Annotated in this window: 24 protein-coding genes; 16 read left to right on the top strand and 8 right to left on the bottom strand. The window is 57.1% G+C overall.

Annotation, left to right across the window (positions count from 1 at the left end):
* Positions 1-94 precede the first annotated feature (94 nt).
* From R3F50_20015 to R3F50_20005, 3 genes are read left to right on the top strand one after another with little or no spacing between them, the layout of a single operon-like run.
* Positions 95-589: a hypothetical protein gene (locus R3F50_20015; protein MEZ5492574.1), complete on the top strand. Its 495-nt coding sequence runs from the start codon at positions 95-97 to the stop codon at positions 587-589.
* A 58-nt stretch (positions 590-647) separates the two neighbouring features.
* Positions 648-1079 (top strand): hypothetical protein, encoded by a 432-nt coding sequence (locus R3F50_20010; protein MEZ5492573.1) that lies wholly within the window; start codon positions 648-650, stop codon positions 1077-1079.
* A 56-nt stretch (positions 1080-1135) separates the two neighbouring features.
* On the top strand, positions 1136-1600 hold the full coding sequence (locus R3F50_20005; protein ID MEZ5492572.1) for a PaaI family thioesterase: 465 nt from the start codon (positions 1136-1138) through the stop codon (positions 1598-1600).
* Between the two features lie 164 nt (positions 1601-1764).
* Here the strand turns inward: R3F50_20005 and R3F50_20000 are convergent, their stop codons facing one another.
* The 5 genes from R3F50_20000 to R3F50_19980 form a co-directional block, all read right to left on the bottom strand.
* A complete protein-coding gene (locus R3F50_20000) occupies positions 1765-3075 on the bottom strand; it encodes an ammonium transporter (protein MEZ5492571.1) in 1311 nt (436 codons plus the stop codon).
* A gap of 14 nt (positions 3076-3089) precedes the next feature.
* Complete coding sequence (locus R3F50_19995) at positions 3090-3428, bottom strand: P-II family nitrogen regulator (protein MEZ5492570.1); 339 nt, start codon at positions 3426-3428, stop codon at positions 3090-3092.
* Between the two features lie 278 nt (positions 3429-3706).
* Complete coding sequence (locus R3F50_19990) at positions 3707-4906, bottom strand: MFS transporter (protein MEZ5492569.1); 1200 nt, start codon at positions 4904-4906, stop codon at positions 3707-3709.
* A 406-nt stretch (positions 4907-5312) separates the two neighbouring features.
* On the bottom strand, positions 5313-6242 hold the full coding sequence (locus R3F50_19985) for a bile acid:sodium symporter family protein (GenBank protein ID MEZ5492568.1): 930 nt from the start codon (positions 6240-6242) through the stop codon (positions 5313-5315).
* Between the two features lie 10 nt (positions 6243-6252).
* A complete protein-coding gene (locus R3F50_19980) occupies positions 6253-6633 on the bottom strand; it encodes a SirB2 family protein (GenBank protein ID MEZ5492567.1) in 381 nt (126 codons plus the stop codon).
* A 280-nt stretch (positions 6634-6913) separates the two neighbouring features.
* On the opposite strand from R3F50_19980, the gene R3F50_19975 reads away from it, so the two are divergent.
* The gene (locus tag R3F50_19975) at positions 6914-7273 is read left to right on the top strand and encodes a hypothetical protein (GenBank protein MEZ5492566.1); all 360 of its coding nucleotides are present in this window, start codon (positions 6914-6916) and stop codon (positions 7271-7273) included.
* 120 nt (positions 7274-7393) lie between these two features.
* On the opposite strand, the gene R3F50_19970 is transcribed toward R3F50_19975, so the two are convergent.
* Entirely contained in the window at positions 7394-8068 is a 675-nt protein-coding gene (locus R3F50_19970) for a dienelactone hydrolase family protein (protein ID MEZ5492565.1), read from the bottom strand.
* A gap of 101 nt (positions 8069-8169) precedes the next feature.
* Between R3F50_19970 and R3F50_19965 the strand changes: the two genes are divergently transcribed.
* The 4 genes from R3F50_19965 to R3F50_19950 are packed head-to-tail and all read left to right on the top strand — an operon-like array spanning position 8170 to position 10624.
* Positions 8170-8838 (top strand): sigma-70 family RNA polymerase sigma factor, encoded by a 669-nt coding sequence (locus R3F50_19965; GenBank protein MEZ5492564.1) that lies wholly within the window; start codon positions 8170-8172, stop codon positions 8836-8838.
* Positions 8825-9490: a zf-HC2 domain-containing protein gene (locus R3F50_19960; protein ID MEZ5492563.1), complete on the top strand. Its 666-nt coding sequence runs from the start codon at positions 8825-8827 to the stop codon at positions 9488-9490. Before R3F50_19965 ends, R3F50_19960 begins: the two co-directional genes overlap by 14 nt.
* 47 nt (positions 9491-9537) lie before the next feature.
* Positions 9538-10107, top strand: coding sequence for a DUF4252 domain-containing protein (locus tag R3F50_19955; GenBank protein MEZ5492562.1), 570 nt, complete (start codon positions 9538-9540; stop codon positions 10105-10107).
* Positions 10097-10624, top strand: coding sequence for a hypothetical protein (locus R3F50_19950; protein ID MEZ5492561.1), 528 nt, complete (start codon positions 10097-10099; stop codon positions 10622-10624). Before R3F50_19955 ends, R3F50_19950 begins: the two co-directional genes overlap by 11 nt.
* 35 nt (positions 10625-10659) lie before the next feature.
* Here R3F50_19950 and R3F50_19945 read toward each other — a convergent pair whose 3' ends face one another.
* Together R3F50_19945 and R3F50_19940 are read right to left on the bottom strand one after the other, a co-directional pair.
* Complete coding sequence (locus R3F50_19945) at positions 10660-12900, bottom strand: FdhF/YdeP family oxidoreductase (protein ID MEZ5492560.1); 2241 nt, start codon at positions 12898-12900, stop codon at positions 10660-10662.
* Entirely contained in the window at positions 12897-13292 is a 396-nt protein-coding gene (locus R3F50_19940; GenBank protein MEZ5492559.1) for a hypothetical protein, read from the bottom strand. Before R3F50_19940 ends, R3F50_19945 begins: the two co-directional genes overlap by 4 nt.
* A 277-nt stretch (positions 13293-13569) precedes the next feature.
* On the opposite strand from R3F50_19940, the gene R3F50_19935 reads away from it, so the two are divergent.
* The 8 genes from R3F50_19935 (at position 13570) to R3F50_19900 (ending at position 24327) form a co-directional block, all read left to right on the top strand.
* Positions 13570-14703 carry a D-alanine--D-alanine ligase gene (locus R3F50_19935; GenBank protein MEZ5492558.1) on the top strand — a complete coding sequence of 378 codons (1134 nt, stop codon included), beginning with the start codon at positions 13570-13572 and terminating at the stop codon, positions 14701-14703.
* A 33-nt stretch (positions 14704-14736) separates the two neighbouring features.
* Positions 14737-16485: a lysophospholipid acyltransferase family protein gene (locus tag R3F50_19930; protein ID MEZ5492557.1), complete on the top strand. Its 1749-nt coding sequence runs from the start codon at positions 14737-14739 to the stop codon at positions 16483-16485.
* Between the two features lie 12 nt (positions 16486-16497).
* Complete coding sequence (locus R3F50_19925) at positions 16498-16758, top strand: hypothetical protein (GenBank protein MEZ5492556.1); 261 nt, start codon at positions 16498-16500, stop codon at positions 16756-16758.
* A gap of 61 nt (positions 16759-16819) precedes the next feature.
* Positions 16820-17752, top strand: coding sequence for a bifunctional riboflavin kinase/FAD synthetase (ribF, locus tag R3F50_19920; GenBank protein MEZ5492555.1), 933 nt, complete (start codon positions 16820-16822; stop codon positions 17750-17752).
* Positions 17753-18085: 333 nt separating this feature from the next.
* Entirely contained in the window at positions 18086-20911 is a 2826-nt protein-coding gene (gene ileS / locus R3F50_19915; protein ID MEZ5492554.1) for an isoleucine--tRNA ligase, read from the top strand.
* A 47-nt stretch (positions 20912-20958) separates the two neighbouring features.
* Positions 20959-21444 (top strand): peptidylprolyl isomerase, encoded by a 486-nt coding sequence (locus R3F50_19910; GenBank protein ID MEZ5492553.1) that lies wholly within the window; start codon positions 20959-20961, stop codon positions 21442-21444.
* A 23-nt stretch (positions 21445-21467) separates the two neighbouring features.
* The gene (gene ispH, locus R3F50_19905; protein MEZ5492552.1) at positions 21468-22454 is read left to right on the top strand and encodes a 4-hydroxy-3-methylbut-2-enyl diphosphate reductase; all 987 of its coding nucleotides are present in this window, start codon (positions 21468-21470) and stop codon (positions 22452-22454) included.
* A gap of 211 nt (positions 22455-22665) precedes the next feature.
* On the top strand, positions 22666-24327 hold the full coding sequence (locus tag R3F50_19900; GenBank protein ID MEZ5492551.1) for a mucoidy inhibitor MuiA family protein: 1662 nt from the start codon (positions 22666-22668) through the stop codon (positions 24325-24327).
* Positions 24328-24439 lie beyond the last annotated feature (112 nt).

The following is a 24439-nucleotide window of genomic DNA, read 5'->3' as shown; positions in this document are numbered from 1 at the left end:
AAGCGGTGGCAGGCGTTGCCTGTTATAGCTGTCGAAGCGCAGAATGAAGAGTCTGGTATCTGGTCAGCGAGTTAATCTCGCAAGGAGTGTGGTAATGGTTTTCAGCACAGCAGTATGGGGTACGCGAAGAATTTTGTTGTCGGGTATGTTGGTGGCGTTGGTCGCCTGCTCCGATGAGGGCACCGAGGGAGGTGTTCAAACACAGACCGACACCCTGCCGACCAGCACCAGTGCGGTCATGGAGTCACTGATCAATCACTCAGCCGATCCTCTGTTTGCTGTTTCCTGGGGAAGTCCCACTACCGAAGAAGAGTGGATTGAAATTGAACAGATGGCGCGGCAACTGGAGCTGGGCGGAACGCTGTTACCCTTTCCCGGCACCGGTCCCCTTGATGGTGAGTGGACATCCGATGCCGCTTTTGTGGGTTATGCTCAGCAGCTTACGAGTGCTGCCGGCCGTGCGTTGAATGCTGCGCAAAGCCGCCGTGAACAGGAACTCCTGCAGGTGGGTGGCGAGATCTCAGCTGTTTGCAATAGTTGCCATCGTGATTTTGCCCCAGGTCTTCCGGTCATTAACCTGGTTAACTAGTGTGGTTATGCCGGGACTGAACCAGGCTCTTGGAAAACTCCAGAAAGGAAACTCTACCGTGTTGCGAAATACCCTCGTCTCCGTCGTTGTATTGATGATGTTAAGCGGTTGCGCAGATACCGCGGCGCTGATACGACAGGCGACTTATCCGCCGGATTTCAATTATGTATCTGGCGAAGAATTACGCAGCAGTATGGAGCAGCTGGGTTATCAGCTGCAGCGTCTGGACATGGCCCTTGTGCCGGCGGAAGCCGGGCAACCGGTCGAGCGGGGGGAAGTGCTGGATGTGCTGAGTAACATCGAAAGGATCGGTGCCAACCTGCGGGCGGGGGAAGGGGGGTCCAATCATCCTTTCCTGGAAGACCATATGAGCAACTTCGTCGTGGAAGTGGGGCGTGCCCGCATTGCCGCCCTGATGAACCCGCCAAGTTATTACCTGGCGGGGCGGGTAGCCGGTGGCTGTGTAAGCTGCCACCGCGTGAATCGATAGCGGCCAGTCCTGTCAGTGAATCAGAGGTTCCTTAGTGTGAACAGACCCTGAGAGAAATGGATCAGACCGAGCAGGAAGCGCTGCAGAGGCAGCTCGATAACCGCGACAAGCCCCTCTTCATGAAACCGGGTCACTGTGCCGGTGACCTGGTGGAAGCCTACAAGTGGAATACACTCCGCGAGGAGCCAGGTCTGCTGGAGCTGGATGTGCACCTGCCTGAGCAGCTGCTCAATCCGCGCAGGCAGCTGTTCGGCGGATTTACCGGAACCTACGTAGACATGGCGGCGATCTATACGGTTCGAACCCTGTTTGCTGATAAACCGGGTTTTACCTGGTCCTCTACGGTGAACATGCGGATAGATTACCTGCAGCCGGTGACTGGGCCGCGATTCCGGATCAGAAGTGAAGTGCTCAACGACGGGCGGACCACGACCCTGGTCGCAACCTGGTTTCTCGACCTGGCCGGTAACAATCTTGTGTATGCCATCACCACGCTGCGGAAATACACTCAGGCAACTTAAAGCACCTTTAAAAAGGCGGCTTAGAGGCTCTGTGAGAGTCTTATTGGGTTACTGAGGAGGGGTGTCGACGAGCGTGTCCGCTCCGATGCCGCATGGTGCATGGTAAGGGCGCGTTGGCACCACCCTGGCAGGGGTGGTGCCTGTTCGTCGTATCTATCAGTCGGCTACATTGAATAACCTTTCTCGTCGTGGTCGCTGATGTCGCAGCCCATCTGCTCTTCCTCGTCACTGATACGCAGGCCGGAAGTCAGTGCCCCCACTGTTTTCAGAATCACGACAGTCAGAATGCCAGTATAGACAGCAACGGCGAGAATGCCGGTGATCTGCACCAGCACTTGCGACCCCATGTTCATGCCTTCGGCATAGCCGTTGCCGCTGAATACGCCCAGATTCTGAGAAACCAGGACTCCGGCCAGTAACGTCCCCAGTATGCCGCCAACACCATGGACGGGAAAAACATCCAGCGAATCGTCGATCTTTAATCTGTTCTTCATGGTCGTGGTGGCAAAAAAGCAAATGGCACCCCCGGCGATGCCGATCAGCATACCGCCAGCGGGGCCCACTGACCCCGATGCGGGGGTGATCGTGGCCAGGCCGGCAACCATGCCGGTCACGGCGCCCAGGGCGCTGGGCTTACCGTATTTTACCCACTCGATTGTCATCCAGGTGAGTGCTCCGGCCGAGGCTGACAGATGGGTGGCGATCAATGCCATGCCGGCACTGCCGTCGGCTGCCAATGCACTGCCCGCATTAAAACCGAACCAGCCGACCCACAGCATGCCCGCGCCAGTCACGGTCATAGTCATATTGTGGGGAACCAGGGCCGATGAAAGAAAGCCTTTCCGCTGCCCAAGCATCAGGGCGGCAACGACCGCTGCCACCCCGGCGGTGACGTGCACAACGGTACCGCCAGCAAAATCAATGAGCCCCATTTGGCCCAGCCAGCCTCCACCCCAGACCCAGTTCGCCACGGGAAAATAAACCAGCAATGTCCACAGGGCGCTGAACAGCATCATCGCGGAGAATTTCATACGTTCGGCAAAGGCACCCACCACCAGTGCAGGCGTAATGATGGCGAACGTCATCTGGAACGCAGCAAACACGGTTTCAGGAATATCACCGGCCATGGAGTCCACAACCACGCCACTGAAGAACGCTTTGCTCAGGCCTCCCCAATAGGCGGATTCAGAGGGGCCAAAGGCGATACTGTAGCCTACCAGCAGCCACAGTACGGACACCATGATGGTAATGGCAAAGCATTGCATCAGAATAGAAAGTACGTTTTTGGTTCTGACCAGCCCGCCATAAAACAGCGACAGGCCTGGAATGGTCATGAACAGAACCAGCGCTGTTGCGGTCAGTATCCAGGCGGTGTTGGCGCCGTCAATCGCGGTGCCCTGAGCCTGTGAAAGCGAGGGTAGTGCCAGGGTCGCCAACGCCAGTAGGCTGGACCCCCGGTGTTTTCTTTTTATCATTGTGTTCTCCCCGCTTACAATGCGTCGTTGCCGGTTTCCCCGGTTCGAATGCGAACTACCTGCTCGAGGTTGCTCACGAAAATCTTGCCGTCGCCGATCTGCCCGGTCTGGGCGACCTTGCATATCGCCTCGATTGCCTGATCGACCAGCCCGTCTTCGATCGCTACCTCCAGTTTTGCTTTAGGTAAAAAGTCGATGACATATTCGGCGCCACGATAGAGTTCGGTGTGACCCTTCTGACGCCCGAACCCCTTGACTTCGGTTACAGTCATACCGTTTACACCAAGTTCAGAAAGCGCCTCGCGGACGTCATCAGACTTGAACGGTTTAATAATCGCCGTGATTAATTTCATGGTTTCTCTCCCGCCTTTATTGTTAGCTGGTTTTTATGCCTGTTAAGGGAATCTCCGCTTTATCGCTGCGGCATGGTGCCGGAATCAGGCAGAGCTTCCTGGGTTCTCCGTGCTTCCCGGGCCTGATTGACGCTAATCATAGCGGGGTCGCAGAATGGCCACGACTTTATCATGACACCTTGCAAAGCACCAATAAGGTGCCTGCCGGTTAAAAAAAGGGCGGCCATCCGGAAGGGGATTCTGGATGGCCACCCAGGGGGGGGATTTCTGGCGGGTTGTCAGGCCGGCTCCCGCTGCAGCAGCTTCACCGATCGGATCAGTGGCAGCATGATGAACAGGAATGCCGCGATAAAGGCCCAGCCCAGCAGGTTGAGCGCCATGGTCAAGCCCTGGCTTTCAGCGACATACCCTACCAGTGGCCCTGTGGTGATAAATCCCAGGCGGAATGTAAAGCTGGTCAGTGAATTGGCTGTGGCCCGAAAGCTGCTCGGGACACGCCTGTTGAGCGCGTTAACCAGGATGACCTGTACCAGCCCCCGGCCAAAAAACAACAACAGGCAGATCGCGATTCCTGTCCAGCCCTGGAGCCATGCCATGCCGAAAAAACCAAGCACGGGCAATACTCCGATCAGGCACAATGCTGCTGTGGCGCCATGCCTGCGTTCAATATCAAAGCTCCAGCGGCTGGCCATGCCGACGGTCAGGCTCTGGGCGAACCAGAGAATACCGAAGGCCGCGAGGGACACGCCCCGATCTTCCCAGTACGGCTGGACCAGCCAGACGACGTGTATCGTAGCCAGGTTGTAAACGGGTATAGCGATAAAGACATTGCGCAATACCCGATCGCTACGCCACATATGCCTGAAGATATTGACCAGCCTGGTGCTGGACTCATCCTGTTCCTCATTTTTGTACGGAGGTTCCACCACAAACAGGGCGAGTATGAAACAGACCCAGGCCCCCAGCGATTGACCGACCACCATAATTTCGAATGACCACAATGCAAGCACGCCGCCCAGCAGCGCACCGCAACCTTCCGCGCATGACTTAATGAATCCTAACTGCGCAATTCCAGGGCTGTGTGGCGAAATGTCCTCGTTGTCGAGAGCTTTATGGGAATCGTACAGCAAGGCAAGATCCGCACCAGAGAGCAGGCTGCCGGCAACCCCGACAATGATTTCAAAAGCCATCAGGCTCAGAAAGTTGTCAGCGAAATTGAGCAGCAGATACCCCACGCCGTGTACAACACTGCCTGCCAGCAGGGCGATTCGACGACCGAAGAGGTCGGCGAAGTAACCCGAAGGTGCCTCGAGCAGAACAATGGTGGCGGCATAGACTGTCTGCAGGTAAAAAATCTCCGCCAGGCCAAGCCCCTTCGACATGAAAAACGGCACGATAACCGGCACGATAATCATGAAGCAGTGAAAGAATGCCAGCCCGTAGACAAGCTTGATGTTTCTTTGCAGTTTTTTAACCACAATAGTTCCCCTGCACCCGAAGTCAGCTTCGGATGTTTTGATAAATGCAGTGCAAAAAAAAAGACCTCTAGGCGGTTGAGACGCGTAGAGGTCTTTTTTCAGACTTGGTAATCAGCAGTTTTCTGATGAAATCACTCCAAGCTGGACCTCCGGGTCTCCACCACACGCGAGCAGGCCGTATTCCCCTTCAGGAACATGCTTGCCGGCAGGCTGTTAATTGTTGTGGTGTGATAAATAACCATTTTTCTCACGCGATTTGTATGGATTAGTTTAAAACCCGATGCAGGCTTCAGACAGGTGGCGAATTTTATGCCTTTTAATTTTCAAGTCAACCGTTGATCGAAAAAAAATGTGAAGTTACTAGTACGTTCAAAAACTTTTCCTGGGGCCGGTACCCGGTTCACGGTCAGAGCCTGTCCCTTCGGTGGGGGTGTTTGCTCCAGTGAGTCGCCAGTATAGAGCCGCTGATGTTGTGCCAGATGCTGAACAGCGCACCAGGCAGGGCTGCGGTGGCAGAGAAAAACTCCATGGCCAGCGCCACACCCAGTCCGGAATTCTGCATGCCGACTTCGATGGCAATTGTCCGGCTCTGTTGCAGGTTCAGGCCCAACAGGCGCGAAAAATAGTAACCGCCGCTCAACCCCAGGGCGTTATGCAGGATTACCGCCAGCAGGGTTAGCGTTCCCACCTGAACCAGACGATCTGCGTTCAAGGCAACGATGATGGCGATTATCATCAGAATGATCATAACCGAAAGGCTTGGCAGGAGGGGTTCGAGGCGCGGGATCAGTGCCCCCTGGTAACGGTTCACCAGCAGGCCTGCGCCAACAGGGATCAGCACTACCTGAATGATACTCAGCAACATACCCAGGGTGTCGACTTCAACGGCGGTGGTCAGATACAGGGTACAGAGCAGAGGCGTGGCGACTACCCCCAGCAGTGTCGATACCATGGTCATGCTGATAGACAATGCCACGTCGCCTCGGGCCAGAAAGCAGATGACGTTGGACGCGGTGCCGCCGGCACAGCTGCCGACCAGAATCATGCCGGCAGTCAGTTGGGTGGACATTTGCAGAGTGCGCGCCAGCAGGAAGGCCGCCAGGGGCATGACGAGAAATTGCAGCCCCACTCCGATGAGTATCGGGCGGGGTGTTACCAGCACGCGACGAAAATCGGACGCTGAGAGGGTTAACCCCATCATGAACATGACGGCCGCCAGTAACGGCACAATCGATCCCTGCCAGCCGATGAATAGAGAGGGCTGCAGATAGGCCAGCAGGGATGTCAGTAGGGCCCAAAGAGGAAACAGGCGATTAAAAGACGCCAGGGCGTTCATCGATCCGCGACTAGAGCGCGAAGGGGATGGCGCTCTTGCTGGCGGCGACCAGGAGAATATAGATCCCGCTCAACAGGGTGAGACCGTAGAGCAATCTGCGCCGGCCCTGGTCCGCCTGGGAACGCATCAAGGTGATACCCAGGCCAATATACACGAACAGTGCCAGCACTTTGGCTGTCACCCAGGAAACCACGAAGGGATACTGGCCTGAGAGTGCCACCAGGAAGATGGCACTGGTGAGCAGGACTGTGTCGACGATATGCGGCAGAACCCGGTAGACGAAATGCCGTGGGAGTTCATTGCGACTTACTTTGAGATAGCCGCGCCAGGCAAAGCCCAGTATTGAAATGAGGGCGAAGCTGGCATGGATTATTTTGATGGTCAGGTACATGGCATTACTCGGTTGATTGCTCGGAAGCGTTGATGAAGCATTGATGAATCCTGGGCGCTAACCTTATCAGTACCGCTCCCGCCTGCCAATACGGGATTAAGCCCTGGTTAAGCCTCCTGGCGGCAAAGTCGACAACTGCGTGATTGCCGCGCCGCCGGAGCGGGAAGTGCCGCTCGTGGAGGCCAGAGCGGTGGTATCTGTAACCTTTGTGAGACAGCACGCGTCTAAACAGAATCGAGTAATCGGTGCCGTAATGTAATAACACTAATGGGGTAATGGTATGACTAGAATCGTAGTTCTTTTAATAATGGGGATGGCTCTTGCCGGTTGTCTGCTCACGGTGGATTCCGATGGCCGGTTGCTGGACAGTACCTGGGATGAGGGTGATGTCAACCGCCTGCAGGTTGGCTCCAGTGACGTGGACTGGGTACGGAGTACGTTTGGTGAACCCTCCACCCGTCTGAGCTATGCTGACGGGACAGAGGTCTGGAAATACCGCAATCGTTCGGAAAAAGATACAGAAGTCGGCCTTTTTCTGGTTTTTTCTGTGGATGTCGAGCAGGAGCGCACGGAAACCCTTTCAATCGAATTCGATCAGAATCTGGTTACCAACTACTGGATAGAATCCGATACGTTCTAGGGCTTGTTCACACTAAGCTGATTATCGCTGCTGGAGGCCATTTTTGCCTCCAGCCAGGCGGAATGAGTGCAGTTTAGTCGCTCTAAATAAACGAATGCCAACAACGCTGGCGGCAGAGCACTACCTGTCCAGTGTGAGCAGCCAGCGATCCAGCTCCTCCAGGTCCACCTTGATTATGTGGCGTGCATCAGGGACCAGCGCCGCGTCGACACGGGCGCCAGCAGACATCAGGCGCTGAGTCATGTCCGACATGTCCTTGTGCCAGCGGAAATAGTCTTTTTCCGCCACCCGCAGGAATACCGGCAGACCGTCCAGGGCCGGCAAAGGGCCCGATTGCTTGATGCGGCCCGGGACCGCCACGACGCCGTGGTAGTGTCCGGGGTTCTTGCTGGCTATCTCCAGGGCCGAACTGCCGCCGCTGGAAACGCCCATTAACAGCGCCTTGCCAGTCTTGATGGTTTGATCCTTTTGAAGTTCGGTGATCACCTGGTAGATATTGGTTTCACTGTCGCCGACAAAGGAAAGTCCTTCCGAAGATGCCGGAACCGCCACTACCCAGCCCCGCTCGGTCATTTCGCGCCCCAGCCAGAATTGCGCCCTGGTCGCGTATTCCTGACCGCTGCCGGCGGGTATCATCATGGCCAATGGCCAGGGTCCGGGTCCCGATTCCCGGGGTGTAAACACCCAGATCCGGACTTCTTCCTCGCCTTCCAGGGCCACGGTACGCTCAGCGCCCACCGCCAGATACGGTGTCGCAATCAGCACAGCCATTGCCAGTAAGCGCTTCAAAGTCATTGGAGCTATTAATCCCGAAAAAAGTAGGGGGATTATAGCAACGGTCTGGATTTTCCTTACCACCCGATGAGATAAAACAACCCTCCAGGCAGTCAGGCACCATGAAGTTGGACCATGATGATCCGCGGCTGCGACAATGCCATGTAACTATTTGCAGAGGCGGACGTCTTTATCAGCATATGTTGGCGGAATACAAACAGGCAATTACTCAGCACCGACAGCGGATCTTTTCGTTCGCTTATTACAGTCTGCGTGCCCGGGAGGATGCCGAAGATATAACCCAGGATGTGTTCATCCGCTTGTGGCAGCACTGGCGCAAGATTGACCATGACCGCATGGGAGCCTGGTTGATGCGTGTGGCCCATAACTCGGTCATTGATCACCTGCGCCGGCATAAGAACGACCAACAACGAGTCGATATGCCGGAAACCCTGGAAGATGCGGTGGCGGTGCAGGATCCGGGCCTGGAGTCCGAACAGTTCCGTGAGCATCTGGAAACGGCGATCAGTACGTTGCCTGACCCGCACCGCAGTATCGTCATCATGCGGGATATCCAGGGCCTGAGCTATCTGGAGATCGAACAGAGCCTGAACCTGAGTCAGAGCCAGGTGAAGGTCTACCTGCATCGGGCCCGACGCCAGTTGCGCGGGGACCGGATGTTGAGACTGTTTGCCGCCGAACAGAATCTGATCCCCTATGAACCACCAGCCAGCGCCCCTGACGCCCCGGCCGGTAAGGATAATCAAGGATTTAGTCATGCAGACCAGTAACAATTCACAGTGCCAGCTTTGTCAGTTGCATATCGATGCCTACCTGGACAATGAGCTGGAAGCAGCCCGGGAAGCAGAATTTCAGGCCCATATGGCAGGCTGTCAGACCTGCCGGCAGGAACTGCACTTTGCCCAGCAGCTGCACCGGTCGGTAATCAGCCTGCCGATTCTGGACTGTTCCGACCAGGCACTGGAGCCGGTGGACAGGCTTTTTGAGGTCGTCGCGCAGCCCGCTGTGAGCCCCCGGCCCGCCACCCCGGTTGGGCAGCGAAACACGGGCGGATTCCGGCATGCTCTGGAGACACTGCTGGGTTCAATGCCACTGCCCGTGCGGGTTGGGGTGCCCCTGGCTGCTGCGCTGTTGCTGGCGGTGGGGCTTGGCCGGCTGCTTCTGCCATCTGGGTCGGCACCGGAAATTGCCGGTCAGCTGCCCGCCGACAACGGGCAGCCCCACTACACACAGGCGGAGATTGTGCAGGCGATGCAGGACCTGGAACTGGCTTTGAGTTACCTGGGCCAGATCAGTGCCAGGACCGAGGTCATGATTGAAAACCGGTTTCTGCTGCGCCAGTTGGAAAGCTCAATCAACGCCTCGTTTTCTGAGGACTCGCGGCGCGAAAGCATTGACGCAGTTAATGATGGACCGATTTGACCGTTTTCACAGTCTGCCGGACCGGCAGAATTAGAGAGGTTAACACTATGAAGTACCAAAGGATGTTTGCAACGACAATTCTCGGGCTGCTGCTGTTGCCGGCTGCTCTCGCACAGCAGGGAGACCTGCTGGACCACCCGGGGTATGTGGATTTTTCGGAACTGAATCAGATAGCGGGCAGTGAGCCTAATGTAGAGGTCAGTCTGAAGGAGCCCCTCCTGAATCTGATTACCAATATCCTGAAAAACAATGACGAGACTGCCGCTCAGTTCATATCAACTCTGACCCGGGTCAATGTGCGGGTGTTCGACAGCAGTCGCATCGACACCACGCTGATGGCGGCCACCATGTCTGCGATCGCTCAGCGCCTTGATACCAGTGACTGGGAGCGGGTCATCAGGGTCCGGGAGGGGAGCGATCATGTGGATGTCTATTTCCGCCTGTCTGACGACGCGGAAATGATCCATGGTATCGCCATCATGGTCACTGAGCCTGAAGAGACTGTGCTGGTGAACATTGTTGGCAACATCAGCCCTGCGGACATCAGTGCCATCGGGGCCCGGTTCAATATCGAGGAATTATCGGGGATGGATTATGAGCAGGCTGATGATCATTAGAAGCCTGCTGGCAACAGTGCTGCTGGTCTCAGGCACTGGCTGCCTGTCTTTCTCGGACCGCGGGTTCAGGCCGGTAGCCCGGGAAATATCCCGGCAGGCTCCGCAGATGGAACTGCGCAAAGAGTTTGCCGTCTCTATCGGGGCCGGAATAATCAATACGCTCGATCTGCTGGCTGTGGGTTCAGAATTCGATTTTTCAGAGGTGGACAAGGTGCAGGTGGCCGTTTACGAGATCCCCCATGAGGTGGAGTTTCCCGAGTTCGACGTGGCGGAATCCCTCGGCGCCAGGGATCCTTCGCTGAGTTGGGAAATCGTCGTGCAGGCCAGGGACGAGGAGGAGCGCACCTGGGTGCTGATGGGTATTGATCACCAGCGCCAGACAGTGGAAGCGGTATCCATTATGGTTCTGCAGCGGGGCGAACTGGTACTGATTCATGTGGACGGCGGCTTACAGGAGATGATCGAATTTGCGTTCCGGCCGGCGCGGGACAGGCGGGGGGGAATAAACTTCAGCTAGCCGGGCCCCTCGGCCCGGGAGGCCTCCAGGGCCTTTTAACAGGCCTCTTCGGATTGGGCCGATCGGCGGACCCTGACCGGGACTGACTTAAAGGCTGGTGTGCAGCTGCGCGCATCGGTCGACTGGGAAATCAGGACATTGGCTTCCGGGAAATACGTCATTACATCCCCTTCATGAATAGCAAAGGCGGTGGCTACCAGGGCGGCCATTTCTCCGGTCTCGTTACCCATGTCCACGGTGTCCCCCTCTGCAATTCCCAACCTCTCCATGTCCCGAGGATTCATAAACAATACGTGCCGGTGGGTCTGTCGGCGATACACGTCTTTTTCATTGAAGATAATGGTATTGAACTGTCCCTCGCTGCGCACAGTAGTGAGGGTAAACCGGTGGGGGTCGGAATCCTGCCCCCGCTTAGGAAGTCTGGTGGGCCACTGCAAAGGAAGCCTGAAACTGGCCCTGCCGTCGGGTGTTGGAAACAGCGGCTCCTCGAGGTGCCGGCCCGGGATATGGAATTCCTGTTTGCTGTCATCGATTTCTGCCAGGGTATCGAAACCCGGCACCAGGCGGGCAATGGCCTGGCGGATAGTCTGGTGTTTGAGGAACTGGCTGAAATCCAGGGTCGTTTCGGGAACGACCTGGCAGGCCAGCCGGCCGATTATCTCCACCTCCGACCAGAGTGCCGGTATCCGGTCGAAACCGCCGTCGCTGAGCCTGACGAAATTAAACATGGACTCCTGGCTGGTGGGCTGCTTTTCTTCATCCCTGGCGCGGACCGGCAGGATGATATTCTCCTGTTCGACCCCGAAAACATGTGTCTGATTGAGGGTGGTGCTGAGCATGACCTTGAAGGGGATCTGCGCCAGAGCCTGCTCCGCAAACCGGCTGTCCGGGGTCGCTGCATAGAGATTGCCGCCCAGCAGAAAGGCAAAGTCCATTTCACCCCGGCTGGCTGCCTGCAGGCAGGCCAGGGTATCCAGGCCAGGTGCACTGGGAAGCTGGATGCCCAGTTGCTGCTGCATCGCCTCGAAGACCTGGGTCTTGAGAGCAGGCGTGAATCCCATCGAGCCAACGCCCTGTACGTTGCTGTGACCTCGCAGCGGTAACAGGCCGCTACCGGGTGCGCCGATCATGCCCCGCAGCAGGGCCAGGTTGCTGACGGCCTCGATGTTTTCTGTGCCATGCTTGTGGTGGGTCAGCCCCATGCCCCAGGCGAAAACGGTCTTTTCAGCCCCGGCGTAGACGGTTGCCACCTGTTCCATTGTCTGCCTGGAAACACCCGCCTGGGCTTCCAGATCCTGCCAGGCCAGGCCGAGCAGAAAATCCCGGTATTCATCGTAGCCGTTGCAGTATTTCTCAATGAAACGGTCGTCCTGCGCGGTGCCGGCCAGCACCGCCTTGGCCACGCCGCTCAGAAAGGCCGCATCGCCGCCCACTGAGGGCTGCACGTAGAGAGATGCCACCTCGCTGCCGCCACTGATCATGGATCGAAAATTACTGGGCGAGGCAAACCGCACCAGCCCGGCCTCCCTGACCGGGTTGACAACGATCACCTGGCCTCCCCGCTGGCGGCATTCGATCAGCGTCTTGACAAAGCGGGGATGATTGGATGCCGGATTGGCGCCCAGCACCAGAATCAGGTCTGCCTGATGTAGATCGGCGTATTGGATAGTTGCTGTGCCGGTGCCTATGGACGCCTTAAGACCGACGCCTGAGGCCTGGTGACAGTAGAAGGAGCAGTTATTGACATGATTGCTGCCGTAAACCCTGGCCAGCAGTTGCAGCAGGAAGGCGGCCTCGTTTGAGGAGCGCCCGGAGGCATAAAAAAAGCTTCTGGGCGCTGTGGCTTCCTTCATGCGTTCGGCGATCAGCTGGATCGCCTTTTCGTAACTGATCGGTCTATAATGGCTGGCCCCGGGCGCTTTGTGCAGTGGCTGTCCAAGGCGGCCGAGGTCCTCCAGTTGCTTTCCGGTAAGCGCCTGTAACTCCGCGATGCTGTTGTGAGTGAATATCTCAGGCGGAATCGGCTCGCGGATATCGCTCAGTTGTGCCTGTATGTTCTTGTTGCAGATTTCGACCCGGTTGCTGTATTCATTATGCAGCCCGCCCCGCTGACCGCCGGTGCCGAATGCGCAGGCCTTGCAGGCGTTCCTGGACTTGACCGCCGCCGCCAGCCTGCCCGGACCAACCTTGTTGGCGCAGGACATGACGTATTCGATGGCTTTGAAACCGCCACCGACAACCGGCTTTGTTGGTGCTTCCGTTTGCTCTTTGCTCATGGTGATTCCAGCCCCGAGACCTCCATGCGCTCACTGTCGGCAACGGTAATACGAACACCGCTGGTGGTGGTGAAGGACCGGCTGTCCAGTTGAAACTTGTAGACCTGATAAGTCGCCGGCTCTGACTGGCCATCGCGAAACAGGTTGACTGTGACCACGGTATGGTCGTCCTGCCAGCTGAAATAATAGCCGATAGCACCGGCTCCGAACATCAGAATCAGAAACAGATAGGCGGCCGTGCGCAGGTCCGATGCCATGGGCGGGCTGGACTCCGCCTCCGCCGGTGCTTTGCGGGACTTCTGTGCCGGCCTGGCTTCCGCCTCTTTACGCTGTTTAATAACCAGGATGGCGATTACGATAACCACCAGAGTTAGGACAACTTTTCCCAGCATCGCAGGAGACCCGCTATCAACGACAGACCGGGGATGATAGCAACCGGTCTCCGGTGATTGCCAGCTTTCAGATCAGTGACTTATTATTACCGTTGTATTTTCGACGTTTCACTGGCCGGTGTGCGGCAGTTTTTGCGATGCGGATGAATGAAACCGGTACAAAGTCGTTTCCATTCCATCAGGTCCAGAAAACCTCTGAGTAACTGAGGTACCTTAAGTTTTCCTGCTGTAGAATCCGGCAGGCTTTTTATAACAACAAGCTTCCCAGGGTGTCACGGTGCCGGATCAGAACAGGGCAGACAGTCAATCACAGCACGTCTACGTGCCGGCAGGCATGCCTGCCATGGACACCTCGGGCAAACCCACTTCGTTTTTCGAATTCTGGCCCATCTGGCTTATTTATTTTCCGGTTGCTGTGCAGTGGGCATTGCTGTCCTTAAGGTATCGCAGCCTGACGCTGCCGCTGATCGCCAATCCGGCGGTCCCCCTGTCAGGGATGGTTGGGGTTCACAAGAGCGAGGTTTTCCGACGGGCGGGGGAGCGGGCCAGCGGCTGGATTCTGCCCTGGATCGACTACCAGGTGAGTGCTGAGGCGGGTTCCGAACAGATTACCCGGGTGCTGCAGAGTCTGAGGGATAGAGGCCTGGAACTGCCGATAGTGGCCAAGCCCAGCATGGGGTGTCGCGGCGCGGGGGTAAAGTTGTTGCAACACGAGCAGGCGCTCTGTGATTATCTGGAAGATTTTCCGGTCGGGGGCATGATCCAGTTTCAGCAACCGGCTGCCTGGGAGGCGGAGGCCGGTGTCTTTTATGTGCGTCATCCTGACAGTGGCAGTGGCGAGATTACCTCGTTGACGCTCAAATACATGCCTTACGTGGTTGGTGATGGTGCTTCGACGCTGGCGCAACTGGTGGATCAGGACCCGCGGGCAGGCAGGCTCGCGCATCTTTATCGGCAGCGGCATGAGGAAAGCTGGGATTCGGTGCTGGCGCAGGGGCAGCCCTATCGACTGGTTTTTTCGGCCAGCCACTGCCGTGGCGCGGTATTCCGGGACGGTCGTCAATACATTACCGATGCCCTGTCAAAAACCCTTGATGTTATCTTCGATGACATTCCGGGGTTCCACTACGGGCGACTGGATATCAAGTTCAGGGATCTGGAAAGCCTGCAGAGCGGGGAAAATTTCGCCATCATCGAAATTAATGGCGCCAGCTCCGAAGCGATTCATATCTGGGACAGAAATTCCAGCCTGGCCGAGGCCATGACAACCCTGCTGGGACAATATCGCACCCTGTTCAGGCTCGGGCATGCCAATCGCCGCCTCGGGCACCAGCCACCCGGACTGCGGGCATTGTGGGATGCCTGGCGCTGCGAAAGCCGTCTGGTCAAGCAGTACCCGGCGAACGATTGACGGATTGCAATCAACAGGAACACAAACCACGCCATGACCGATCCTTTCGCTGTTACCCTGGGTTCAAAGCTGCTGAGCAGGCTGGTTAATCGTGCGGTGGGGCTCGATGTGATTTCGAGGGCCTACCGCGCCCGGCCAGCCGGGTTGGATGCCCCCGGGTTCCTTGCCTACGTGCTGTCGACTCTCGGTGTGTCAATGCAGCTGAATAACGGCGATAACCTGCAGGCCATTCCCCGCGAAGGACCGCTGCTGATTGTGGCCAATCATCCTCTCGGTGGACTGGAAGGCGTGGCGCTGGCCAGCCTGGTCGCCGCAATACGGCCGGACCTGAAGGTGCTTACCAATGAACTGTTGTGCCGGATTCCTGAATTTGCCGGAATGTTTATCGGCGTCGACGTGCTGTCCCGACAGGCTGCCGCAAAAAATGTACGCGGGGTGAAGCGCGTTCATGCCCATCTCAAACAGGGTGGGGCGCTGCTGATCTTTCCTGCCGGCCTGGTCGCTACCTATGAGATGAAACACCGGGCCATCGTGGACAGGCCCTGGGATCGTCTGGTCGGTCAGCTGGTGAGGCGACATCGCTGTGCCTGTCTGCCCGTCCATGTGGGCGGTCGTAACAGCGCTTATTTCTATGCTGCCGGCTTTATCCACCGTCGTCTGCGCACTGCTTTTCTGCCTCGCCAGTTGCTGAACAAACAGGGTTACCGGTTGCCGCTGACTTTCGGCAGTCTCATTCCTTATCAGGAATTGGCGGCCATGGACAATCCCCGGACCGTCACGGAATACCTGCGCATCAACACCGAGGCTCTGGGGCGCCAGGAAACGGGCGGGCACAGACAGCGGCAGCAACAGGCACTGGCTGACCTGCCGGCCGATCAGACGCGGGAACAGCTGCAACAGTCCATCGGCACGCTCAGCGATTGCCGGCTGGTGGAGCACCGGGATTTCGATGTGTATTGCGCACCTTACGACCGATTGGGTGCGCTCATGGGGCAGCTGGCGATTGCCCGGGAACTGACCTTTCGCACGGTGGGCGAGGGGACTGGTCATGCCGCCGATTCAGATCGCTACGATCCCAGCTATCTGCATCTGTTTCTCTGGGACCGGGCCGCCTGCAGAGTGGCTGGTGCCTACCGGATCGGATTGGTGGATCAGATTGTGGCTGAGCAGGGTGTCAAGGGTCTTTATACCCGCTCCCTGTACCGCTACAACCAGGCCTTTATCCGCCAGTTGGGGTCAGCCATCGAGATGGGTCGTTCTTTCATTCACCCGGACTACCAGCGGCGGCCGGTTGCCCTGAACCTGCTCTGGCGTGGAATCGGCGAATTTCTCAACCGCCATCCGCAATACCATACCCTGTTCGGCTCGGTGGATATTTCCCGCGATTACACAGACCTGGCCCGGGCGCTGATTGCGGACACGCTGTTGACCAATTATCAGGCCGACGACTTCCAGGCCCTGGTTCGCCCCACCAGGCCGCAGAGGATCCGCCACCGGCTGTGGACCCGGGAAACCCTCAGTGCACTCGCCAATATCAAAACTCTCAGTAAGCTGATCGGTCGCTGCGACCCGGGTAAGGCCGTGCCGGTGCTGTTACGTCACTACCTGGCCCTCAATGGACGGCTGGTCTGTTTCAACGTGGATCCGAACCGCAGCGACACACTGGGCGGGTTGATAATTGTCGATCTGCGCCAGTGTGACAGCAAAACCGCCATTCGCTTCATGGGCGAAGCAGGGTACAATCGCTTTCTCGAAATTCACAGTCTGTCTAAATCCGCTTAGGAATCAAGCCTCATGAACAGAGTCCTGGCAGTGCTCCAGTTAGGGCTGGCACTGATACTGTTTCTTTTTGCCCTCGCCACGCTGGTCAACATGATACTGATTACCACCCGCCCGGAGACTATCTCGGTCGTCAATACCCTCATTGGGCAGATCGTAGTGATCGTCTGCCTGGTTGCCCTTGGCCGGATAGTAATGAAGAAGGGGCTGGCCCGCTTTTCCAGCTCGCGGCAACCCGAAGCCGGCGCAGCAGATGAACAGCAGGACCGCGCCTGACGGCCCCCGGCTGGATTGACTTTACGCCACAACTGACACCGTACCCGAATAGATAGAAAGCATGGAAGTAATCAAAGAGCACAAGGGTTTTCAGCAGCGTTATTCCCGTTGTGTGGCAACCATCGGCAAATTCGACGGCGTGCACCTTGGTCACCAGGCCATACTGGGTCAGGTGAAGGGCAAGGCTGCCCAGCTTGGGCTGCCGGCGCTGGTCATTCTGATTGAACCGCATCCGGAGGAGTTCTTCGCCCCGGTTCCGGAGCAATGTCCCGCCCGTCTGACTACCCTGGCAGAAAAACTGGCCCTGCTTGAAGCCATGGAAGTGGAATTTGTTTACCTGCTGGCGTTCAACCAGGCCTTAAGCCAGTTGAGTGCCCGGGATTACATACAGGACATACTGGTTGACGGTCTGGGCATCGCCGCGTTCATCGTCGGTAATGATTTTCGTTATGGAAATCAGCGCAAGGGTGATTTCAAGCTGTTGCAGAAAACTGGTGCCAGCCATGATTTCGAAGTTATCGAGACTGCCACCTGCGTGGTGGATGGTCACCGGGTCTCCAGCACTTATGTGCGCCGGCAGCTGGAAGCAGCAGATTTCCGGCTGGTGGAACGCCTCCTTGGCCGGCCCTATGCCATGAGTGGGGAGGTGGTGGAAGGGCGCAAGCTGGCCGCCGATCTGGGATTCCCTACCTGTAATGTCAATCTGCATCGGCAGCGCACTCCGCTGCATGGTGTTTACGCCTGTGAAGTGGACGTCGATGGTCAGTGGCATCCGGCGGCGGTCAATATCGGCTACCGACCTACAGTCACCGATCAGGGCGAAGCCCTGCTGGAAGCGCACCTGCTCGACTTCAGTGGCAATCTTTACGGACGCACGCTGGAGGTGGTCTTCCGGGCCAAGATACGGGAAGAACAGAAATACGACAGCCTTGAAAGACTCAAGCTGCAGATTGCGCTGGATGTGGATCAGGTGCGGAAGTTTTTCTCCGCCTGATAACGCCGCCCGAAGGGGTTATGCCAACAGATAGGTGTATAATCGCCGGTCTGCCGTGGAGGGCGGGGTGGTGCAATTGTTGTCTGGTTTGATCGGGCGAGTGCGGCATGGAATCGGACAGAGCCGGGCACCAAAGAAACGGGCAGCACAGGAAAAACAGACCAGTACAGAAAGACGCCGGGCAGGCCAAACAGAACAGAACAGAACAGAACAGAACAGAACAATATCGGTTTGAAAACTAGACCCGGGCAAGGCTCGATCAATCCGAGCCGAACCGGACCCTGACAGGCAACAGGTACATAACCTTTATCACATGACAGACAGATCTTTCCCATGAGCGATTATAAAGACACTTTGAATCTCCCCAGTACGGCATTCCCCATGAAAGCCAGCCTGGCTCAGCGCGAACCCGACATGCTCAAGCGCTGGCAGGAAATTAACCTGTACGGAAAGATCTGCGCCAAAAATGCCGGCCGCCCCAAGTTTATTCTTCACGATGGCCCACCCTACGCCAATGGCGATTTACACCTGGGGCACGCGATCAACAAGACGCTGAAGGACATTGTGGTCAAGTCCAGGCAGATGAGTGGATTCGACGCGCCTTATGTGCCCGGTTGGGACTGTCACGGACTGCCCATCGAACACAACGTGGAAAAGAAGAAAGGCAAGGCAGGCCAGAAAATCAGCTACAAGGAGTTTCGTCAGGCCTGTCGCGACTATGCCACTCGCCAGGTGGAAAATCAGAAGGAGGATTTTATCCGGCTGGGTGTGCTGGGTGACTGGGACAATCCCTACCTCACCATGAACTTTCAAAACGAAGCCAATATCGTGCGGGCGCTGGGAAAGATCGTTGCCAATGGCCATCTGGTAAAGGGATTCAAGCCGGTCTACTGGAGCGTGGTGGGCGCCTCGGCGCTGGCCGAAGCGGAAGTGGAATACCAGGATAAAACCTCGTTCGCAATCGATGTTCGCTTTCCCGTCGCGGAGCGGGATAAATTTATCGCCGTCACCGGGCTGGCTGCTGACACGGGCGAATTGCCCCTGTCGGTGGTGATCTGGACCACCACGCCCTGGACTTTACCGGCCAATCAGGCGGTGTGCCTGAACGCCGACCTGGATTATTCCCTGGTGCGGGTCGATCTTGGTGCTGGACCAGAACTTGTTCTGATCGCCAGTGACATGGTAACGCAGGTTATGGCGCGCTACGGGGCCGAAGATTACACGGTGGTGGGTCACAGCGCAGGGTCCAGTTTCGAGAATCTTCCTCTGCATCACCCCTTTGCGGAGCGACAGGTGCCACTCATTCTGGGCGACCATGTCACAACCGAAGCCGGCACCGGCGCGGTCCATACTGCTCCGGACCATGGGCTGGACGATTTCTATGCAGGTCAGGCTTACGGCATCGGCACGTTGAATCTCATTGATGAGAATGGTGTTTTTTCTGAGGCGGCGGGTCAGTTTGCCGGCGATCATGTCTACAAGGTTGACGAAAAAGTGATCGACGTGCTCAAAGCCCATGAAGCCCTGGTGGCGGAAGCCAGCCTCACCCACAGCTATGCCCATTGCTGGCGGACCAAGACACCGCTGATCTATCGTGCCACCCCTCAGTGGTTCATCAGCATGTCCGAGAAGAACCTGCTGGGCGCTGCTCTCGAAGCGGTAAAGGGGGTCAAGTGGATTCCGGAGTGGGGCCAGGCCCGCATTGAATTGATGCTCAAGGGCAGCCCGGACTGGTGCGTGTCGCGCCAGCGCACCTGGGGCACACCCATCACCTTGTTTGTCCACAAAGAAACCCAGGCGCTTCATCCCCGCACACAGGAACTGTTCGAAGCTGTGGCGCAGCGAATTGAAAAAGAAGGTATCGAGGCCTGGTTTGAACTGCAGCCGGAGGAGCTGCTGGGTGCTGAGGCGGGTCAATACAGCAAGGTTACCGATACGCTGGATGTCTGGTTTGATTCCGGAGTCACACATTACACGGTGATGGGGCAGCGGGCCGAGCTGGGCTACCCGGCGGATCTGTACCTGGAGGGTTCAGATCAGCACCGGGGCTGGTTTCAGTCTTCGCTGAAGACCGCCGTGGCGATGAATGGCAGCGCACCCTACAGGCAGGTGCTGACCCATGGTTTCTTTGTCGACGCGGATGGGCGCAAGATGTCCAAATCTTTGGGTAATACAGTGGCGCCAAAAAAAATCTATCAGGAATACGGCGCCGATATTCTACGTCTGTGGGTGGCGGCCACAGATTACCGGGGTGAGATGACCGTCTCCGACGAAATTTTCAAACGTGTTGCTGACGCCTACCGGCGTATCAGGAATACCGCCCGCTTCATGTTGTCCAACCTCAATGGCTTCGACCCGGCGACCGATCGGGTGTCACAGTCGGAAATGCTGGCGCTGGACTCCTGGATAATGAGACGGTGCCAGCAGCTGCAGCGGCAGGTTGAGGAGCACTACGCGGCCTACAACTTTTTAAATGTGTACCAGAAGGTACATAATTTCTGTGTTATCGAGCTGGGCGGATTCTATCTGGATGTTGTCAAGGATCGCCAGTATACCTGCCAGCAGGACAGTCTGGCGCGCCGCTCTACTCAGTCGGCCATGTATTACCTGGTTGAAACCTTGAGCAAAGTTATTGCACCAATTCTGAGTTTTACCGCGGATGAGATCTGGCAGCATATCCCCGGCGAAAGGGAGGAATCGGTTTTTCTCAGCGATTTCGCCAGCGGACAGCAGGAGCTGCCGGAGCACGGGCAGTTTCCGGACAGTTACTGGCAACAGATGATGGAAATCAAGTCGGCCGTCAATAAAGAGCTGGAGCATAAGCGGGCCGAGAAGGTTGTGGGCTCCGGGCTCAGCGCTGACGTTACTCTATACTGCGATGAGGCGCTGGGCGAACAGCTCAGTCGCCTTGGCGCGGAGCTGCGGTTTGTACTGATTGTCTCTGCGGCAGAAATCCGTCCCCTCTCAGAAGCCGGACCCGATGCGGTTGAGACAGAGATTGCCGGTCTGCGGCTGACAATTCAGCCTTCGTCATTCGCCAAGTGCGAACGATGCTGGCATCACAATGAGACGGTGGGGCAGAGCAGTGCACATGCGGTCCTGTGTGCCAGGTGTATAGAAAATGTCGAGGGCAGTGGCGAGGTCAGGCGTTTTGCTTAATGCGTTCCCATCGTCACGGACTGGAACTGACGAGGCAGGTCTGATCCATGTCGCATGCTGAGACTGTCCAACAGGGAAGCCAGGTCACTCTGTTTTTTTCCCTGTCTCTGATTGATGGGGAACTGGTTGACAGTAACTTTGATCGAGAGCCTGCTACCTTCCGGTTCGGCGACGGTAACATGCTGCCAGGTTTCGAGCAGCAGTTGCTGGGTCGGCATGCCGGTGAAGAGCTGGAGGTGGTGCTGGGACCGGAACAGGCATTCGGCGCAGTCAATGAAGGCAATATTCACCGTCTTCCCCGAGCGCGTTTTACCCAGTTCCTGGATGAGGAGTACGAGGCACTGCAGCCGGGTACCGTTATTTCCTTCAAAGACCCGGCTGGATTCGACCTGCCTGGTGTGATAAAAGAGAAATTCGATGCCACAGTAGTGGTGGATTTCAATCACCCGCTGGCGGGCAAGGAAATCCTTTTCAAGGCCCGAATTATCAGCGTCCTGCCGGCCGATATCAGTCCGGTGGAAATTAAGTTATAGGCAAGTAAAGTTTCAGGGAAGCTATGAGCAGTCAGTCAGAGTCAACCGGCAGAGCCAGCATTAAACTGGCAAATCCACGCGGGTTTTGCGCCGGGGTTGATCGTGCCATCGACATAGTCAATCGGGCGCTGGATCTGTTCGGTGCGCCCATCTACGTGCGGCACGAAGTTGTGCATAACAAATTCGTGGTGGACAGCCTGCGCCAGCGTGGTGCCGTATTTGTGGACGAGCTGGCGGAAATTCCGCTGCAGGATGAACACGGTAGGGCTTCGATCGTAATCTTCAGTGCTCACGGCGTCTCGAGAGCGGTGAAGGACGAGGCGGAAGACAAAGGTTACCAGGTTTTTGATGCAACCTGCCCGCTGGTTACCAAGGTTCACCTGGAGGTCAGCAAATTCAGCCAGTCAGGCACGGAATGTGTACTGATCGGTCATCAGTTTCACCCTGAAGTGGAAGGCACCATGGGGCAGTACGACACCAGCGCCGGCGGCAGCATCTATCTGGTTGAGTCCGTCGAAGACGTTGCCAAGCTGGAGGTTGCCGATCCCGAAAATCTTGCTTACGTGACCCAGACTACCCTGTCCATGGACGACACCTCCAAAGTGATCGATGCACTGCGGGAGAAATTCCCCAGCATCCAGGGGCCGCGCAAAAAAGATATCTGCTATGCAACCCAGAACCGCCAGGACGCGGTTAAGCAACTGGCTCTCGAGTGCGATCTGTTACTGGTTGTCGGTTCGCCCAACAGTTCCAATTCCAATCGACTCAAAGAGCTTGCCGAGCGCATGGGCTGTGAATCCCATCTGATAGACAGTGTCGTTGAAATTAACGATGCGTGGTTGCTCAATAAACACCGTCTTGGCGTGACCGCCGGAGCGTCGGCGCCGGAGATTCTTGTACAGCAGGTTGTGAATTACCTGCAGGAATACAGTGGGATCAGCCCTGAAGAAGTCAGGGGAGTCGAGGAGAATATTGTTTTCAGTTTGCCAAGGGAGTTGCGTACCGGTTAGCCGGCTGTCGAAAGGTATGTCGCGGTAATCGCGGCGTTAAAAAACCGGCTGAAAACCCCGCTACCTGCCAGAAAGCGCTTTTTGGCCTCCACTAATTCGGACTGTCCGGGTTCGAACCCTGAAACTTTTTCGTCACTTCAACAGTCACTACTCAACAAGTCGCGTAATAATTACCATGCCAGGTCGCCCAGGCGAGGGAGGGACAGGAATCATGTTCAAATTCAGGAATATCGGCTTTCGAAAGGGTGGTCCAGGCAGTCTGGCCCTGCTTGCCGTGTTGGGGTTTGCCGTTCCAGGCCATGCCGATGATATCGAAGTAACTTCTGAAATCGATCGCGTCACGGTCTATCTCAGCGGAGCCGAGGTCACCAGGCGCAGCGAGGTGACTATTCCGGCCGGTCAGCATCGGTTGGTTGTAGAGGGTCTGCCTCCGGGTGTTGATCCGGCCCGCTTGCAGCTGAGCGTCGCCAGCAATGAAGTGCGGCTTGGCACCCTGCAGCTGGAAGAGTTGCATGCCGGTGACCTGGTCAGTGAGGATGAGCGTCGCCTGCAGACAGAGCTGGACCTGCTGCTGTTTGAACGGCAGGAAATCGCTGACCGTATAGAAGCGGCCAATACGCAACTGCAGCTTCTGTCTTCGCTGGCGGACGGATCGGTAGGCGGGCAGCAGGCGACGCTCGACAGCAGCGATCTGCCTGCCTTGCTGCAGACACTTTCCGAGTCCTCGCTGCAGGCGCGACAGGTTATTCGGCAGGCCAATCGTGAACTGGCAGGCAAGGACCAGGAGATTGGGCAGAAAAAGTTCGAGCTTTCCCAGGTGGCCACCAGGCAGCGTACCGAGCAGATTCTGACGGTGGCGGTGGAGGCCGCTGGCGCTGTGACCACTGTCATTGATGTGACGTATCCGGTCAATCAGGCTCGCTGGACCTGGCTCTACGAGGCCCGACTTGATACCGAGGCCCGACAGTTAGCGCTTGAACGCAAGGTTTCCGTCACTCAGGGCAGTGGTGAGGATTGGACCGATGTGGCAGTCACGATCACCACCGCCCGACCCAATCAGAATACCGAGACGCCGCAGCTAGGTTCCCTGCTGGTGGATTTCTACAAGCCGCCACCGCCCATCGCCCTGGAGTCCAGGGCGCTCTCGGCAGCGGATGTTGAGGAGGTGGCAGTCACCGGCTCATTTGTTCGTCGCAATGAAGGCTTTGCGGCAGCCAGCCCCGTGGTGGAGATCGCTGCCACCCAATACCTGGTAAATTTTGAAATCCCCGGTCGGGTGAGTATCGCAGCCGACCGACAGCCGCAGATTCTGCCGATTGATCAGCGCGGCATTGCAGTAGAACTGGTGACTCGCGCCGTACCGGAGCGGGATACCAATGCGTACCTGGAAGCCCGTTTTACCCTGGAAGCCAGCGAGCCCCTCCAGGCCGGTATCATGCAGCTTTATCGGGATGGGGCGTTTATCGGTCGCCGACCGGTAGCGGCACTGCAACCCCAGGACGAGATCAATCTGCCGTTTGGTCAGGATGAGCGTGTGACAGTAGAAGTCTTTCCGGAGCAGGAGGCCTCCCGGGGCGGCGGGGCTTTCCGGCGTACTGCCGTGGAGGACCGTCGGGTGCGCTATCAGGTGACCAGTTTTCATGCTGAAGCTATCGAACTGGAAGTGCTGGCCAGGATTGCGGTGGCACAGAACGATGAAATCGAGGTTGAGATTGGTGCCGGGGCCACTCCCGCCGACGCACAGGACGTGGCGGGAAACCCCGGCGTGCTGATGTGGCAGCGACGGGCACAACCTGGTGAGGCCGTGCAGATCCGCCACTATTACAGCATTCGTTATCCGGACGACGAGCGCCTGAATTTCCTGGGCAGATAGTGCCGTTGCATCCACTGTGACTGATTGAGTCTGCCGACTGGAGGTGCACCCGGGTACTCCCTGCGTCAGTCGCCTGGCACGGGGCCCGGCACCTGACCGTCAGGAGGCTTTG

It is taken from the genome of Gammaproteobacteria bacterium (genome assembly GCA_041395725.1).
In the GTDB taxonomy this organism is placed as follows: Bacteria; Pseudomonadota; Gammaproteobacteria; order Pseudomonadales; family Pseudohongiellaceae; genus NORP240.
Note: the sequence above shows the minus strand (reverse complement) of the source record. Positions and strands in the feature narration are given on the sequence as shown.

Excerpts from the sequence above, each read along its gene's own strand:
- R3F50_20015 (MEZ5492574.1), top strand. The coding sequence starts at position 95 with ATGGTTTTCAGCACAGCAGTATGGGGTACGCGAAGAATTTTGTTGTCG.
- R3F50_20005 (MEZ5492572.1), top strand. The coding sequence starts at position 1,136 with ATGGATCAGACCGAGCAGGAAGCGCTGCAGAGGCAGCTCGATAACCGC.
- R3F50_20000 (MEZ5492571.1), bottom strand. The coding sequence starts at position 3,075 with ATGATAAAAAGAAAACACCGGGGGTCCAGCCTACTGGCGTTGGCGACC.
- R3F50_19995 (MEZ5492570.1), bottom strand. The coding sequence starts at position 3,428 with ATGAAATTAATCACGGCGATTATTAAACCGTTCAAGTCTGATGACGTC.
- R3F50_19985 (MEZ5492568.1), bottom strand. The coding sequence starts at position 6,242 with ATGAACGCCCTGGCGTCTTTTAATCGCCTGTTTCCTCTTTGGGCCCTA.
- R3F50_19980 (MEZ5492567.1), bottom strand. The coding sequence starts at position 6,633 with ATGTACCTGACCATCAAAATAATCCATGCCAGCTTCGCCCTCATTTCA.
- R3F50_19975 (MEZ5492566.1), top strand. The coding sequence starts at position 6,914 with ATGACTAGAATCGTAGTTCTTTTAATAATGGGGATGGCTCTTGCCGGT.
- R3F50_19970 (MEZ5492565.1), bottom strand. The coding sequence starts at position 8,068 with ATGACTTTGAAGCGCTTACTGGCAATGGCTGTGCTGATTGCGACACCG.
- R3F50_19965 (MEZ5492564.1), top strand. The coding sequence starts at position 8,170 with ATGAAGTTGGACCATGATGATCCGCGGCTGCGACAATGCCATGTAACT.
- R3F50_19960 (MEZ5492563.1), top strand. The coding sequence starts at position 8,825 with ATGCAGACCAGTAACAATTCACAGTGCCAGCTTTGTCAGTTGCATATC.
- R3F50_19955 (MEZ5492562.1), top strand. The coding sequence starts at position 9,538 with ATGAAGTACCAAAGGATGTTTGCAACGACAATTCTCGGGCTGCTGCTG.
- R3F50_19950 (MEZ5492561.1), top strand. The coding sequence starts at position 10,097 with ATGATCATTAGAAGCCTGCTGGCAACAGTGCTGCTGGTCTCAGGCACT.
- R3F50_19945 (MEZ5492560.1), bottom strand. The coding sequence starts at position 12,900 with ATGAGCAAAGAGCAAACGGAAGCACCAACAAAGCCGGTTGTCGGTGGC.
- R3F50_19940 (MEZ5492559.1), bottom strand. The coding sequence starts at position 13,292 with ATGCTGGGAAAAGTTGTCCTAACTCTGGTGGTTATCGTAATCGCCATC.
- R3F50_19930 (MEZ5492557.1), top strand. The coding sequence starts at position 14,737 with ATGACCGATCCTTTCGCTGTTACCCTGGGTTCAAAGCTGCTGAGCAGG.
- R3F50_19925 (MEZ5492556.1), top strand. The coding sequence starts at position 16,498 with ATGAACAGAGTCCTGGCAGTGCTCCAGTTAGGGCTGGCACTGATACTG.
- ribF (MEZ5492555.1), top strand. The coding sequence starts at position 16,820 with ATGGAAGTAATCAAAGAGCACAAGGGTTTTCAGCAGCGTTATTCCCGT.
- ileS (MEZ5492554.1), top strand. The coding sequence starts at position 18,086 with ATGAGCGATTATAAAGACACTTTGAATCTCCCCAGTACGGCATTCCCC.
- R3F50_19910 (MEZ5492553.1), top strand. The coding sequence starts at position 20,959 with ATGTCGCATGCTGAGACTGTCCAACAGGGAAGCCAGGTCACTCTGTTT.
- ispH (MEZ5492552.1), top strand. The coding sequence starts at position 21,468 with ATGAGCAGTCAGTCAGAGTCAACCGGCAGAGCCAGCATTAAACTGGCA.
- R3F50_19900 (MEZ5492551.1), top strand. The coding sequence starts at position 22,666 with ATGTTCAAATTCAGGAATATCGGCTTTCGAAAGGGTGGTCCAGGCAGT.